We start from the raw sequence: 14,304 nt of genomic DNA, 5'->3' as shown, positions 1-14,304 counted from the left end.
TCGGTGCGCAGCGGGTTGATCTCCGAAACGGCACCGACAAACGTGGTCTTACCCACGCCGAAGCCCCCTGCCACCACGATTTTCGCCGAGGTGGTGGAGCGGGCTGCTCCGCCGCTAGAGCTTGCGAAGTCCACTGAGCACCCTTTCGAGCAGTGTCACGGCTGGTTGGCCGCCGGCGGCCTCGTCGCCGCCGGGCTGATGGATAGCGACGAGTCCGGCCTCGGCCAGGTCGGCGACGAGGATCCGGGCAACGCCGAGGGGGATCGAGAGAAGGGCCGAAACCTCGGCGACCGACTTGATCTCGATGCAGAGCCGGCAGATCCGCTGGTGCTCGGGCAGCTGCCCTTGGAGCCTCGACGGATCGGCCGTGGTGCTGACCAGTGCCTCGATGGCGAGCTGGTACCGCGGCCGGGTCCGGCCACCGGTCATGGCGTACGGCCGGACCAGCGGGTTGTGCGCCGCGGGCTTCGAAGGCTCGGGCGCCTGCCGCTGGACCGGCTGGATGCGCGACGGCGGTGCGTCGTAGCGCTGCGGCGGCTGCTGCTGCGGCCACCCGGATCCCGGTTGCTGGGGCTGTTGCTGCGGCCAGCCGCCCCCCTGCGCGCCCTGCGGCGACTGCTGGGGCTGCTGGTAGGGCTGGTAAGGCTGGTAAGGCTCTTGCGAACCCTGTCTGCCGGGCGTGGAGGGGTGGTTGAAGCGGTTGTCACCCTGCTCACCCGGAACCCGCCGACCACCCTCGTACGGGTGTCCGCCTGTGGGTGCTGCCACGTTTCCTCCTCCGACTGCCGGTCGCCATCCCAGTGGTGCCGCGCCACCGCACCTTATGGCGCGGTGACGAGAAACGCACTGTCTGTTTGTCAGTTAAGAAGACTTCCCTGGAGCTCGGCGCGAAGATCCGGGGTGAGAACACTTCCTGCACGGTCTACAAGAAGTGCCATTTCGTACCCAACCAGGCCGATATCGGCGTCCGGGTGGGCGAGGACGGCGAGTGAAGATCCGTCAGAGATGGACATGATGAAGAGGAATCCCCGCTCCATCTCCACAACGGTCTGATTGACGGCGCCGCCCTCGAAGATCCGGGAGGCACCCGCGGTCAGCGACGTCAGACCGGAGGCGACTGCCGCCAGCTGATCGGCGCGGTCGCGCGGGAAACCTTCGGACATCGCCAGCAGGAGTCCGTCGGCGGAGACCACCACCGTGTGCGACACCCCAGGGGTGTTGTCCACGAAGTTGGTGATCAACCAGTTCAGATTCTGCGCCGCCTGGCTCATCGGGCTCACACTAACGCTCCTGGTTGTAGGTGTTACTTGTGTCCGGCCCCGCGGTACGTCCCCGCTGAACACCACGTCGCAGATTGCTCAGCCTGCCACGTATGTCCTCGGGGGCGCGGGAGACCTGTGGGCCGCCCTGCTGGGTCTGTTCGGCCGTTCCCTCGACCAGATTGGCCTTGGGCACGCGCCGGGGGAGCCCGGACGGGGTGATGCCGCCCGCCTTCGGATCCTTGAGCTTCTCGGCCCGCTCCCAGCGCTCGTCGTTGGCCGAGCGCCAGTCGTCGGGGCCCTTCCCGCTCGCCGGTGCCGGCTGCGGCGGTTGGGGCTTCTCCTGCTTCGGCGGACGCTGCTGCTGTTCCGCCGCCGCAGGCTGATCGTTTCCACGGCCGGTGGGCTGCCAGTGCTGCTGGCCCGCACCCCGGCGCGGGAGACCCGCGGTAGTCAGGTCGTGACCGTTGTTCGGGGTGGGCCCCGGACGGTCGAAGCCTACGCGCTCCTGCGGCTCGGCGGGGGCGCTCGGAAGAGATTCCGCTTCGGGCTGGGCGAGCGGCTCGTACCCGCCCTGGTATCCGCCCTGATCCGCCCAATCACCCTGCTGGGGCTGGTCGGACTGAGGGGCGAACTGGTCGGCGTACTGCTCCTGCTGGGGCGCGGGCGCGGCGTACGAAGCTTCCGCATAGCCCTGCTGGGGCTGCTGGTAGCCGCCCTCGGCGCCGTACTGCTCGTAGCCGCCTTCGTACCCGGGCTGAGCGTAGCCCTGCTGTTCCGGGGCGTACTGCTCGGGCGCGTACTGCTCCTGGCCGTACTGCTCCTGGGCGTAGCCCTGCTGTCCCGCGCTGTTGTCCTGGAACATCGAATGCTCGGGTCCGGTCTGCGCCTCCAGCGCGGCCCGGCGCTCCTCACGCATCAGCGAGCGGCCGACCGGGTCCAGCTGCGGGGAGTCCGCCGCCGGGGTCTCGTAGCGCGAGTCGTCGAAGCCGAGCTCCGCCGCCGTACGCATCGGAGCGTGGTGCGCGGGCAGCTCGAACGGCTGGGGCTGCTGCTGCTCGGGAATGATGGAGGAGACGGTGAAGTCGCCCTGCGGCGCCGACTCGCCACCGCCACCATGGGTGATCGCGTCCGGAAGCATGACCAGCGACGTGGTGCCCGCCTGCTCGCCCGAGGGGCGGAGCTGGACGCGGACGCCGTGCCGGTCGGCCAGTCGGCCGACCACGAACAGACCCATGCGCTGGGACACCGCGGCGTCCACGGTCGGCGGGTTGGCCAGCTTGTGGTTGATGTCGGCGAAGTCCTCGGCGGTGAGGCCGATTCCCTTGTCGTGGATCTCGACCATGACACGGCCGTCGGGCAGCCGGGTCGCGGTGACGCGCACCTTGGTCTGCGGCGAGGAGAACGTGGTGGCGTTCTCCAGCAGCTCGGCCAGCAGGTGCACGAGGTCGGTCACGGCCTGGCCGTGGATCTCGCTCTCCGGAACACCGGTGAGCTCGATGCGCTCGTAGGACTCCACCTCGGAGGAGGCGGCCCGCAGGACGTCGACCAGCGGAACCGGCTGGTTCCAGCGGCGGCCGGGCTCCTCGCCGGCGAGAACGAGGAGGTTCTCGCCGTTGCGGCGCATACGGGTCGCCAGGTGGTCCAGCTTGAAGAGGCTCTCCAGCTGGTCCGGGTCGGCCTCGTTGTTCTCCAGGTCGGTGATGAGGGTCAGCTGGCCCTCGATGAGCGACTGGTTGCGGCGCGACAGGTTCGTGAAGATCGCGTTGACGTTGCCCCGCAGCATGGCCTGCTCGGCTGCGAGCCGGACCGCCTCGCGGTGCACCTGGTCGAAGGCTCGGGCGACCTCACCGATCTCGTCCTGGGTGTTGATCGGGATCGGCTGCACCCGGGTGTCCACCCGGCCGGGCTCGGTCCGCGACAGCTGGTCGACGAGCATCGGCAGGCGCTGCTCGGCGATGCCGAACGCGGCGGTACGCAGCTGGCGCATCGCACGGCTCATCTGGCGGGCCATGAGGCCCGCGATGATGAAGGCGGCCAGCAGCGAGATGATCACGATCGCGGCGTTGACGATGGCGTCGTTCCGGGCGCTGGACGAGATGTCCGCGGCCTCGGTGACCGCCTTGTCGACGAGCTCGTCCTCGACGGTGGTGTAGCCGTCGAACTTGGCGGTGGCGGCGGCCATCCAGGTCTCGGGGGTGATCCCCTTCTTCCGGAGGTCCTCGGGGCGCTGGCCCTGGCCGATCTGCTGGGCCATGCCGTCGAAGACCGAACCGTCGACGCTCGGCGGCGCAACGAAGGGCTGACCGGTGGCCGCGGCCTGCTCCTTGGCGGCCTTGAGCTGCTTGGCGCCCTCGGCGGCCTTGCCGGCCATGACTTCCTTGAGCCGCGCCACGTCGGCCTCGGTACCACCGGAGACGAACTCGCCGAGGGCGATCTGCTCCAGGTAGTTGTACGAGCCGAACGCCTTGACCTGGGCGTCGAAGGTGGCGTCCTTCTGGCTGGGGCGAACCAGCAGGTGCATACCGATGGAGCGCTGAAGCGACTCGGCGGCCTTGGCCAGCTCGATCGCGTACACGGTCCGGCCGTAGGTGGTGATGTTGCTGCTGCCCAGGCCGAGCTCGTTGGAGAACTCCATCAGCGAGTGCTGGACCTTGGTGTAGCCCTCTTCGGTCTTCACCGGGTCCATCGCCTCGGCGTAGGCGGCCTTGCGCAGCTCGGGGAGGAGCGGCTCCTCCACCTTGAACAGCTTGAGGCGGCGGTCCAGCCCCTCCTTGTCCGGCATGCCCTGCACGGCGGCGTCGAACTTCGTGGCCGCTTCGTCCGTGATGGCGCGGGCGTCCTCGACCTCGGGGGCCGTGCGCTCGTTGGACAGCAACGGCTGGGCGGTGAGGTCACGCTCGTTGAGCAGCGCCTGACCGTACTCCGCGGCTGCGCGGACGACCTGCGCCGTCTTCTCGGCGTCCTGGGCCTCGTTCCACCTGTCGACGGACCCCTTCACCTGGAAGCCGCCCATGACCAGGCCGACCAGTGCGGGGATCAGGAGAATCGCGTTCAGCCGGGTGGGCACCCGCCAGTTGCGCGGCGACAGCCGACTGGTGCTGCCACCTGCCGGTTCCGCCTCGGATATCTCCGCAGGCGACACCGCAGCGCGCGGCGGCGGGGTGAAATTGCCCCGCTCCGGCTGCGCCGCGGAGCCCTCGTTGCTTCGCCTCACTCGACCAACAACCTCTCGGCGTCGGCACCTACGTTGTGCCGGATTATTCGTTCAGGGCCGTATTACTCGGTAGTTCGACGCATTGCAGCACGCGGAGCGGCCGCGTTCCAAACAGTCGGAATGCCTGATTCCGAGTGCTGCAGGCGTCAGATAAAACGGGCATAAAGAACGAGCCCCGTCAAAAGGCGGGGCTCATGTGAGCACAGTGGTACTGCTCGGATGCGTCGGGTATCGATGCCGGTGCAATTCTCTGTCGAAATGTTATGAACACGGGGGCGGATCGTGTCAAAGGACACAGGCCGCCCCCGCTCGACTACAGCAACTTCCGTAGATCAATACCGACTTCGCGCTACTTGAGCCGTGCCATCAACGCGTGCTCCACCAGCGTGATCAGACCGCTCTTCGCATCTGCACGGTGACGGGCGTCCGTCGTGATGATCGGTGCGTCGGGCCCGATCTGCAGGGCCTCGCGCACCTCCTCGGGGGTGTAGGGCTGGTGTCCGTCGAAGCCGTTGAGGGCGATGACGAAGGGGAGGCCGCTGTTCTCGAAGTAGTCGACTGCGGGGAAGCAGTCGGCGAGTCGGCGGGTGTCGACGAGGACGACGGCGCCGATGGCGCCGCGGACCAGGTCGTCCCACATGAACCAGAAGCGGTCCTGTCCGGGGGTGCCGAACAGGTACAGGATCAGGTCCTGGTCCAGGGTGATGCGGCCGAAGTCCATGGCCACCGTGGTGGTGGTCTTGTCTCCGGTGTGGGTCAGGTCGTCGATGCCCGCGGAGGCGGACGTCATCACGGCTTCGGTGCGCAGCGGGTTGATCTCCGAAACGGCACCGACAAACGTGGTCTTACCCACGCCGAAGCCCCCTGCCACCACGATTTTCGCCGAGGTGGTTGCGCGGGTCGTCCCGCCGCTAGAGCTTGCGAAGTCCACTGAGCACCCTTTCGAGCAGTGTCACATCCGGCGCGCCGCCGGCCTCTCCATTGCCCGGCTGGTGGATTGCCACCATGCCGGCTTCCGCCAGGTCCGCCACCAGGATCCTGGCCACACCCAGCGGCATGGACAGCAGGGCCGAAACCTCGGCCACCGACTTGACCTCACGGCAGAGGTGGCAGATCCGCTGGTGCTCGGGGAGCAGAGTCCCGAGGTGAGCGGGGTCTGCTGTTGTGCTGACCAGCGCCTCTATCGCGAGCTGGTAGCGCGGCCGGGTCCGGCCGCCGGTCATTGCGTACGGACGGACCAGCGGCTGGTCGCCTTCACCGTCGTACGACGCGTGGTGCAGTGCGCCGTACGGATCAGGTGAGGCGGGTGGCGGGGTCATGAATCCTCCGGGCGTGACAGCAGGGTGTCGCCTTGCCGTCGGGAAGGGCCGGTGGGGGGTCTTTGACGGCCGGACGGGTGAGGGTTTCGAGTAGTACCTGGGGGGATCGTGTCAGGGGTCTGCCGCATGGCCGCCTAGTGGAGCAGACTGCCTTGTAGTTCGGCGCGGAGGTCAGGGGTGAGTACCGACCCCGCGCGGTCGACGAGGAGTGCCATCTCGTACCCGACCAGGCCGATGTCGGCGTCCGGGTGGGCGAGAACGGCCAGAGACGAACCGTCCGAGACGGACATGAGGAAGAGGAACCCTCGCTCCATCTCCACAACGGTCTGGCTCACGGCGCCGCCTTCGAAGATCCGGGAGGCACCCGCGGTCAGCGACGTCAGACCGGAGGCCACTGCCGCCAGCTGATCGGCGCGGTCGCGCGGGAAACCTTCGGACATTGCCAGCAGCAGGCCATCCGCGGAGACCACCACCGTGTGGGACACCCCAGGGGTGTTGTCCACAAAGTTGGTGATCAGCCAGTTCAGATTCTGCGCGGCCTGACTCATGGGGCTCAACTAACGCTCCTGCTGGTGAGTGGGGCCGAGTTGGAAACTGCCGGTAGACGGGCCGTTGTTGGCCTGTCGTCCCTGCTGGATGCCCCGGCGGAGATTGGTCAGACGGCCGCGTACGTCATCCGGCGCACGCGAAACCTGAGGTCCGGACTGATGATTCTGCTGCTGAGCGGTGCCCGGTACCAAATTGGCACGCGGAACCCGGCGCGGCAGCCCGGAGGTGGTGATCCCGCCCGCGGCGGGCTTCTTGACACGCTCCGCCTGACGCACGAGCTCGTCGTTGGGCGAGGCGCGCCAGGAACTGGTGACGCCGGCATCGGCCGCACCACGCCGGGGCATGGGCGGAGCCGGGGTGCCGACGGGCTCCGGAGCCGACGGTGCCTGCGGCTCGGCTGCGGGCGGCTGAGCGCCGCCCTGCCCCGGGCCGTGGAACCAGTTCGTCTCCAGCGTGTCGTACAGCGGCGTACGCCCGTCACCCGGACCGGCGGGCGGCAGCGCCTCGGGCTGCTGCGGCAGCGCCGGACGGCGAGGCGGCCCACCCGCGGGCTGGACCGGCGGACGCGGTGCACCGAAGTCGGCGTTGTCCTGCCGGCGCGGTGCGGGCATCTGCTGGTGCTGCGGGGCCTGGGCGCCGTAGCCCTGGTCCTGCGGCACCGGGGCGTTGAAGTCGGGACGGGCGAACTGCGCGGTGCTCGCCGGGTCCGGCGCCTGCGGCGCCGAGAAGTCCGGGCGGGCGAACTCGGCCGTGGCACCGGGGCCTTGGCGGTCGTTCATCGGCGGACGCTGGTTCGGCGCGTTGAACGGCTGCTGGGGAGCGGAGCTGCCCGGGCGGGCGAACCGGCCGGAGTCCGGCTCCTCGTGACCGCGCGGCGTGTCCGGCGAAGTACGCCGGGGAGCACCCTGCTCCTCGGTGCCCCAGCTCGCGCTCTGCGGATGCTGCGGCTGCGGGTTGCCACCGGGCAGCTCGGCCCGGGGACCGCCGGACGGCGGCAGCTGACGGCCGGGGCCGCCGGGCTGCTGGAAGCCGGCCTGCTCGTTGCGTGCCTGCTGCGGCTGCGGGGTCTGCCGGGCGGGCGGACCGCTCTGGCGGCCCTGCGGACCGGGCTGGGCCGGACCCGTGTGACCGAACAGGTTGGGCTGGCCCGAGTCCGTACGGCCGGGAGCCTCCTGCTGACCGCGCGCGCCCGTCCTTGCGCCGCCGCCGAAGGCGCCGCCGCCCTGGGCCTGGTTCGGACGGCCGGGGCCCTGCGGGCCGCCGTCACGCGCGGGCAGCGCGGCCCGCGGGCCGGAGCCCGTGCCGACCTGTCCGCGCTGCGGACCGGAACCCAGGCCCTTGCCGGGAGGAGTGGACGGGGAACCCGCGAGTCCGGGACGCTGACCCGCGCCCGCACCGGAGCCGCCGGCCAGGAGGCCACCGGGAGAACCGCCCTGCGGGGCCTGACCCTGCTTGGACGGCGGCTGCTTGCCGCCGTGCGCGACCTCCATGGGCAGCATGACCAGCGCGGTCGTACCGCCGGAGTCGGAGGGACGCAGCTGGATACGGATGCCGTGACGCAGGGACAGCCGGCCGACCACGAACAGACCCATGCGGCGGGACACCGAGACGTCCACGGTGGGCGGCGATGCGAGCCGCTCGTTGATCGCCGCGAGGTCCTCGGGGGAGAGGCCGATACCCGTGTCGTGGATCTCGACGAGCACACGCCCGTCGGGCAGCGCGTGACCGGTGACCCGGACCTTCGTCTGCGGCGAGGAGAACGACGTCGCGTTCTCCAGCAGCTCGGCGAGGAGGTGCACGAGGTCGTTGACGACGCGGCCGGCCACTTCGGTGGCGGGCACCGCGGCCAGTTCGATGCGCTCGTACTGCTCCACCTCGGACGCGGCGGCGCGGAGCACGTCGACCAGCGGCACCGGACGGGTCCAGCGGCGGCCCGGCTCCTCGCCCGCGAGGACGAGCAGGTTTTCGCCGTTACGGCGCATACGGGTCGCGAGGTGGTCGAGCTTGAAGAGGGAGGACAGCTGGTCCGGGTCGGCCTCGCGCGACTCCAGTTCGGAGATGAGCGAGAGCTGACGCTGGATGAGGCCCTGGCTTCGGCGCGAGAGGTTGGTGAACATCGCGTTGACGTTGCCTCGCAGCAGCGCCTGCTCGGCGGCCAGTCGGACCGCCTCGCGGTGCACGTCGTCGAAGGCCGCGGCCACCTTGCCGATCTCGTCCCGGGAGTGCACACCGACCGACTCGACCGAGGTGTCGACGTCCTGCGGGTCGGTCTCGGAGAGCTGCTTGACGAGCTCGGGCAGCCGGTCCTGGGCGACCCGGGTCGCGGTGTCCTGCAGCCGCCGCAGCGAGCGGATCATGGACCGCGCCACGACGAAGGCGCCGACCAGGGAGACACCGAGGACGAGGAGGATGACCGCACCGTTGAGGATGGCGTCGCGCTGGGAGGCCTCGCGCAGCTCGCGGGCCTTGCCCTCCATCTCACCGAGGAGGGTCTCCTCGATGGTGTTCATGGCAGAGATCTTGTTGGAGCTCTGGTCGAACCAGTCCATGTACGTGCGGGACTTGCGGCCCTCCAGCCCGAGCGGGCTGTCGAGGACCTGCTTCGCGTACATGTCCGCGGCGGCGATCTCGGGGTTGCCGTTCTTGAGCGAGTCCGTCAGCTCGGCGGCGTCGCTGCCGGTGGCCGTGTAGGTCGTGTCGAACGTCTGGAGGGCCAGCGTCTCTTTGCGGTTGGCGTTGCGGCCGAAAATCTTGTCGTTGTCGTTGAGGTGCGTGACGGTGCTGTCGCCGCCCGGCAGTGCCGCGGCGATGATCGCGCGCTGGACGGAGGCGTACTCCTTGGCGGAGGAGAAGGCCGCCAGGGCACGGGTCCGCTTGATCATGTCGGGGCTGTTGGTCGCCTGCGCCATGTCCTGCGAGAGACCCAGCAGCGCGGTGATCAGCTGGCTGTACTGGTCGACCGTGCTGAGGCTCGGGGTGCCCTTGGCGTACGCGTCCTTACGGATGCTGCTGAGCTCGCCGAGCTGGGTGGCGATCTGGTTGACGCTGGAGCGGATGCCCTCCAACGCCTCGTCGCTCTGCGTGTCGCCGATGTCGTCGGTTGCGTCGAAGAACGCGTCCTTGGCCCGGTCGGTCCGCTTCCGAGGCGTGGTGATGTTGAAGTCTGTGGGCTTCGCGCCGTTCGCCAGGGGTCCGGCGGACGCGTCGCGCTCGTTCTGGAGCGCCTTGGCGAGCGCGGTCGCCTGCTTGGTCATCTGGGTCAGCAGCTGCATGTGCTCCAGCTGTTCCATGTCGTTCATGGACTCGTTGATCCGCAGTCCGCCCAGCGTGGTCGCGGCGACCACGGGAAGGGCGAGGAGCGAGACCAGACGGGTGCTGATGCGCCAGTTGCGCAGGGCTATGCGTGAGCCGGTGCCGATCGGCCCAGCGGGTTGGAGAGGCGTGGCCGGATCCGCGCCGCTGCTGCTCGTCGTATCCGAGCGCTGCGCGCGGTCACCACTGCCGCCGGCTACGGCCGGCCCGGGGTTCTGGGCGTGCTGGGGCGAGGAACCGCGGTCGGTCCCGCCGCGCGGCTCCTGTTCCGCCGGAGCGCTGCCATCCCTCTTGAAACGTCCCTGCACTAGCGTCGCAACCTCTGGACCAGGCGTCCCACCACGTGTTCGGGCGGGACGGTGTCGGCGTCGTGGGGCGCTGGACGCGCCCCATGGTGGTCGTGAGTGACCGGCGTACTTCCCCCTCCCGCCGCCACTCGGCGCTGCGTTGCGCCCCTGCGCGCCGGGCCTGAAACCCGCGGCGGTGCGTGGAATTCCAGCACAGTGGAGGATCTCCAACAAGGCCCACGTACCGGGCTGTGACCTGCGTGACACCCTGTGACCGCTGGGTAACAAACCGTGGAGAGTGTTCAGGGGCAAATCGGATGATTGGGGGTGCACCCCCCGGGGGTCGGTGGTGTCCCAGTCGACATGATCGGGAGCGGAATGGCAGATTCAGTGCCGTAATGCCCGCTTTGCTTCCCGTGGTCGGCTGTCCGCAATGGGTAAATTGTCGGCAACTTCGTGAGCAAACTCACATGATGATCGACGTCTCTTCCCCGCACCCACAGGGAATCGGATGTTTAGCCTGACGCTTTACAGGGATAGCGAATCCGACAACCGGCGCCCCTCCGGGCGGCGCCCCAGCGACAAGGGTCCACACGGCAGATGAAGACGACGATGCTGTTCCGCAACATTGCCAACCCCCGGCGCACCACGCTGGCGCACCTCGAGGACGCCGTGGCGCTGCACACGCCGGAGCAGCCGGAGCACGCCGTCGACCTGCCCACCCAGACGGCCAACCCCCGCCGCACCATCCTCATGGAAGCACCCGCCACGGCCGCCGGCTGATGCGCGCGGCTGTCCCCTCTCACCGCGCTAGCCTGGAGCGTCAGTCTTCAGCCAGCCAGCAAGTGAGGGGCGACAGCATCCCGTGCGCATCGCCAGGTTCTCCATCGACGGCAATGTCGCCTTCGGCGCGGTCGAGGGCGACAGCCCCGACAGCCTCGTCCTCGACATCATCAGGGGCATCCCGTACACCGACTTCGAGCTCTCCGGGACCAAGGTTCCGCTGAGCAAGGTCCGGCTGCTGCCCCCCGTGCTCCCCAACAAGGTCGTGGCCATCGGCCGCAACTACGCGGAACACGCCGCCGAGCTCGGCAACGAGGTCCCGGATGTCCCCGTCGTCTTCTTCAAGCCCACCACCTCGGTGATCGGCTCCGGTGACGCCATCGAGTACCCCTCCTTCTCCGACGAACTGCACCACGAGGCCGAGCTGGCCGTGGTCATCGGCCGGATGTGCCGCGAAGTTCCGCGTGAGCGTGTCAAGGACGTCATCTTCGGCTACACCTGCGCCAACGACGTCACGGCCCGTGACGCCCAGAAGCGCGAGAAGCAGTGGGGCCGGGCCAAGGGCTTCGACACGTCCTGCCCGCTGGGCCCCTGGGTGGAGACCGACCTCGACCCCCGCGACCTGACCGTCCAGGCGACGGTCAACGGCGAGCAGCGCCAGCTGGGCCGCACGAGCGACATGATCCGCTCGATCGAGGACCTGATCGTCCACATCACGGAAGCCATGACGCTGCTCCCGGGCGACGTGATCCTCACCGGAACCCCCGCAGGGGTCGGACCCCTGCACGTCGGCGACGAAGTCGCCGTCACCATCGAAGGCATCGGCACTCTCACCAACAAGGTGATCAAGCGTGGTTAACGCACCCGTCCGCGTACGTTTCTGTCCCTCCCCGACCGGTAACCCCCATGTGGGCCTGGTCCGGACGGCCCTCTTCAACTGGGCCTTCGCCCGGCACCACCAGGGCACCCTGGTCTTCCGTATCGAGGACACCGACGCGGCCCGCGACTCCGAGGAGTCCTACGAGCAGCTGCTCGACTCGATGCGCTGGCTCGGCATGGACTGGGACGAGGGCCCCGAGATCGGCGGCCCGCACGCCCCGTACCGCCAGTCGCAGCGCATGGACCTCTACAAGGACGTCGCCGAGAAGCTCCTCGCCGCCGGTCACGCGTACCACTGCTACTGCACCACCGAGGAGCTCGACACCCGCCGCGACGCCGCCCGCGCCGCCGGCAAGCCGTCGGGTTACGACGGCCACTGCCGCGCGCTGACCGCCGAGCAGACCGCGGCGTACGAGGCCGAGGGCCGGACCTCCATCGTCCGCTTCCGGATGCCCGACGAGGCGATCACCTTCACCGACCTCGTCCGCGGTGACATCACCGTCCAGCCGGAGAACGTCCCCGACTACGGCATCGTCCGTGCCAACGGCGCTCCCCTGTACACGCTGGTCAACCCCGTCGACGACGCGCTGATGGAGATCACCCACGTCCTGCGCGGTGAGGACCTGCTCTCCTCCACCCCGCGCCAGATCGCCCTCTACAGGGCGCTCATCGAGCTGGGCATCGCCAAGGACACCCCCGCCTTCGGCCACCTCCCCTACGTCATGGGAGAGGGCAACAAGAAGCTCTCCAAGCGCGACCCGCAGGCCTCGCTCAACCTCTACCGCGAGCGCGGCTTCCTGCCCGAGGGGCTGCTGAACTACCTCTCGCTGCTCGGCTGGTCGATCGCCGAGGACCGCGACATCTTCGGCCGTGACGAGCTGGTGGCCGCGTTCGACATCGCCGACGTCAACGCCAACCCGGCGCGCTTCGACCTGAAGAAGGCCGAGCACATCAACGCCGAGCACCTGCGGATGCTCGACGTGAAGGCCTTCACCGAGGCCTGCGGCCCGTGGCTGAAGGCCCCGTTCGCCCCCTGGGCGCCCGAGGCCTTCGACGCGGGGCAGTTCGCCGAGATCGCCCCGCACGCGCAGACCCGTGTGACGGTCCTCTCGGACATCACGGCCAACGTCGACTTCCTCTTCCTGGACGAGCCCGTCCATGACGAGGCGTCCTGGACGAAGGCCATGAAGGAGGGTTCCGACGCCCTGCTCGTCACGGCCCGCGCCGAGCTGACCGCCGCCGACTGGAACGCCGAGGCGCTCAAGACGGCCGTCCTCACCGCCGGCGAGAAGCACGGCCTGAAGCTCGGCAAGGCCCAGGCCCCGGTCCGTGTCGCCGTCACCGGCCGCACGGTCGGTCTGCCGCTCTTCGAGTCCCTGGAGATCCTGGGCCGCGAGAAGACGATCGCCCGCATCGACGCCGCGCTGGCCAAGCTGGCCGCGTAACCGTCGTACGCGGTCCGGAGGCCGGGTTCCCACGGGAGCCCGGCCTTTGGCGTTCACGGCGCCCCGTGCGGCAGCTGTCCGGACATGGGACCGCAAAAGCCCACCATGCGCGCCGCACGGGCGCATACGCTGGTGGGCATGGCGATTCGCGCGGTCCTCTGGGACGTGGACGACACGATCTTCGACTACGCGGGTTCGGACCGTAACGGTCTGCTGCGGCATCTGCGCGCGGAGGGACTGGCCGACAGTGACGAGGACCACCACGACCGCTGGATGCGCATCGCCTCCGTCCACTGGGCGCGGGTGGCCGCCGGGGAGTCCGACTGGTACGCGCACTGCCGGGACCGGGTCCGGGAGTTCCTGGACGCCGAGCTGAGCGACGAGGACGCCGACGCGTGGTTCACCCGGTACGTCGGGCACTACGAAAGCTCCTGGGAACTCTTCCCCGACACGGTGCCGGTGCTCGACGCGCTGGCCGTCACACACCGGCACGCGATCCTGTCGAACTCGTCCGTCGAGCACCAGGAGCGCAAACTGCGGGCCCTCGGGGTGCGTGACCGCTTCGAGGTCCTGCTGTGCGCGAGGGAGCTCGGCGTCTACAAGCCGGACGCCAGGGCCTTCCTCTCGGCCTGCGAGGCGCTGGAGCTCGACCCGCACGAGGTGGTCTACGTCGGCGACGAGCCCGACATCGACGCCGCCGGAGCCGTGGCCGCGGGTCTCACCGGGGTGTGGCTGGACCGGCGAGGGCGCGGCGGGCGCCCGGAACTCGTCCGGATCACCGGGCTGGAGGAGCTCCCCGGTCTGCTGGCAGGCAATACCCGTTTTGGAGCGCCGGACACCTTCAGGTAATGTTCTTCCTGCGCCGCCCGAGCGGACCGAAAGATCCGGCCGGGAAGCGCAGACAGAAATGAAACCCCCAAGGGGTTGCGTTTCAGTGGGCTATGGTGTAATTGGCAACACTACGGTTTCTGGTACCGTCATTCTAGGTTCGAGTCCTGGTAGCCCAGCGCAAGACCGAAGTAACAAGCCCCCGTTGTGTAGCGGCCTAGCACGCTGCCCTCTCACGGCAGTAGCGCCGGTTCGAATCCGGTCGGGGGTACAGATCCTTCCCGCGAGAACATCTGGGTCGCACCCACGTTCTTGATGCAGGATCGCTAGGGCCCCCGTTGTGTAGCGGCCTAGCACGCTGCCCTCTCACGGCAGTAGCGCCGGTTCGAATCCGGTCGGGGGTACTTGCAACACCATGGGCTATGG

Annotated in this window: 11 protein-coding genes, 3 tRNA genes and 1 pseudogene; 7 read left to right on the top strand and 8 right to left on the bottom strand. The window is 69.1% G+C overall.

What is annotated here, in order from left to right; translation table 11 throughout:
- From ACFW9O_RS29125 to ACFW9O_RS29090, 8 genes and pseudogenes are all read right to left on the bottom strand, one after another.
- Positions 1–134, bottom strand: a pseudogene (locus ACFW9O_RS29125) (ATP/GTP-binding protein); the annotation flags it as partial.
- Entirely contained in the window at positions 115–768 is a 654-nt protein-coding gene (locus tag ACFW9O_RS29120) for a DUF742 domain-containing protein (RefSeq protein ID WP_351172204.1), read from the bottom strand. The gene ACFW9O_RS29120 and the pseudogene ACFW9O_RS29125, both read right to left, overlap by 20 nt.
- Positions 769–857: 89 nt before the next feature.
- Positions 858–1,271: a roadblock/LC7 domain-containing protein gene (locus ACFW9O_RS29115; protein ID WP_006127847.1), complete on the bottom strand. Its 414-nt coding sequence runs from the start codon at positions 1,269–1,271 to the stop codon at positions 858–860.
- A 10-nt stretch (positions 1,272–1,281) separates the two neighbouring features.
- The gene (locus tag ACFW9O_RS29110; RefSeq protein WP_384613425.1) at positions 1,282–4,476 is read right to left on the bottom strand and encodes a nitrate- and nitrite sensing domain-containing protein; all 3,195 of its coding nucleotides are present in this window, start codon (positions 4,474–4,476) and stop codon (positions 1,282–1,284) included.
- Between the two features lie 349 nt (positions 4,477–4,825).
- Positions 4,826–5,407: an ATP/GTP-binding protein gene (locus tag ACFW9O_RS29105; protein ID WP_351172198.1), complete on the bottom strand. Its 582-nt coding sequence runs from the start codon at positions 5,405–5,407 to the stop codon at positions 4,826–4,828.
- Positions 5,388–5,795 carry a DUF742 domain-containing protein gene (locus tag ACFW9O_RS29100; protein ID WP_003966010.1) on the bottom strand — a complete coding sequence of 136 codons (408 nt, stop codon included), beginning with the start codon at positions 5,793–5,795 and terminating at the stop codon, positions 5,388–5,390. The genes ACFW9O_RS29105 and ACFW9O_RS29100 overlap by 20 nt, the downstream gene beginning before the upstream one ends.
- Positions 5,796–5,929: 134 nt before the next feature.
- On the bottom strand, positions 5,930–6,343 hold the full coding sequence (locus ACFW9O_RS29095) for a roadblock/LC7 domain-containing protein (RefSeq protein ID WP_168713747.1): 414 nt from the start codon (positions 6,341–6,343) through the stop codon (positions 5,930–5,932).
- 9 nt (positions 6,344–6,352) lie between these two features.
- Positions 6,353–9,964, bottom strand: coding sequence for a nitrate- and nitrite sensing domain-containing protein (locus ACFW9O_RS29090; protein WP_384613424.1), 3,612 nt, complete (start codon positions 9,962–9,964; stop codon positions 6,353–6,355).
- Between the two features lie 579 nt (positions 9,965–10,543).
- Between ACFW9O_RS29090 and ACFW9O_RS29085 the strand changes: the two genes are divergently transcribed.
- The 7 genes from ACFW9O_RS29085 (at position 10,544) to ACFW9O_RS29055 (ending at position 14,282) form a co-directional block, all read left to right on the top strand.
- Positions 10,544–10,726 (top strand): hypothetical protein, encoded by a 183-nt coding sequence (locus ACFW9O_RS29085; protein ID WP_351172191.1) that lies wholly within the window; start codon positions 10,544–10,546, stop codon positions 10,724–10,726.
- 82 nt (positions 10,727–10,808) lie between these two features.
- Positions 10,809–11,585 carry a fumarylacetoacetate hydrolase family protein gene (locus tag ACFW9O_RS29080; protein WP_351172188.1) on the top strand — a complete coding sequence of 259 codons (777 nt, stop codon included), beginning with the start codon at positions 10,809–10,811 and terminating at the stop codon, positions 11,583–11,585.
- Positions 11,578–13,050 carry a glutamate--tRNA ligase gene (gene gltX / locus ACFW9O_RS29075; RefSeq protein ID WP_384613422.1) on the top strand — a complete coding sequence of 491 codons (1,473 nt, stop codon included), beginning with the start codon at positions 11,578–11,580 and terminating at the stop codon, positions 13,048–13,050. The genes ACFW9O_RS29080 and gltX overlap by 8 nt, the downstream gene beginning before the upstream one ends.
- Before the next feature lie 138 nt (positions 13,051–13,188).
- A complete protein-coding gene (locus tag ACFW9O_RS29070) occupies positions 13,189–13,899 on the top strand; it encodes an HAD family hydrolase (protein WP_351172182.1) in 711 nt (236 codons plus the stop codon).
- Between the two features lie 86 nt (positions 13,900–13,985).
- Positions 13,986–14,057 (top strand) — tRNA-Gln (locus tag ACFW9O_RS29065).
- A gap of 19 nt (positions 14,058–14,076) precedes the next feature.
- Positions 14,077–14,149: transfer RNA gene (locus ACFW9O_RS29060), tRNA-Glu, on the top strand.
- A gap of 60 nt (positions 14,150–14,209) precedes the next feature.
- Positions 14,210–14,282: transfer RNA gene (locus ACFW9O_RS29055), tRNA-Glu, on the top strand.
- Positions 14,283–14,304: the final 22 nt, after the last annotated feature.

This window comes from Streptomyces sp. NPDC059499 (assembly GCF_042749285.1).
In the GTDB taxonomy this organism is placed as follows: domain Bacteria; phylum Actinomycetota; class Actinomycetes; order Streptomycetales; family Streptomycetaceae; genus Streptomyces.
Note: the sequence above shows the minus strand (reverse complement) of the source record. Positions and strands in the feature narration are given on the sequence as shown.

Bases quoted from the DNA above. Each gene is read 5' to 3' on its own strand.
- ACFW9O_RS29070 (WP_351172182.1), top strand. From the start codon at position 13,189: ATGGCGATTCGCGCGGTCCTCTGGGACGTGGACGACACGATCTTCGAC.
- ACFW9O_RS29100 (WP_003966010.1), bottom strand. From the start codon at position 5,795: ATGACCCCGCCACCCGCCTCACCTGATCCGTACGGCGCACTGCACCAC.
- ACFW9O_RS29085 (WP_351172191.1), top strand. From the start codon at position 10,544: ATGAAGACGACGATGCTGTTCCGCAACATTGCCAACCCCCGGCGCACC.
- ACFW9O_RS29095 (WP_168713747.1), bottom strand. From the start codon at position 6,343: ATGAGTCAGGCCGCGCAGAATCTGAACTGGCTGATCACCAACTTTGTG.
- ACFW9O_RS29115 (WP_006127847.1), bottom strand. From the start codon at position 1,271: ATGAGCCAGGCGGCGCAGAATCTGAACTGGTTGATCACCAACTTCGTG.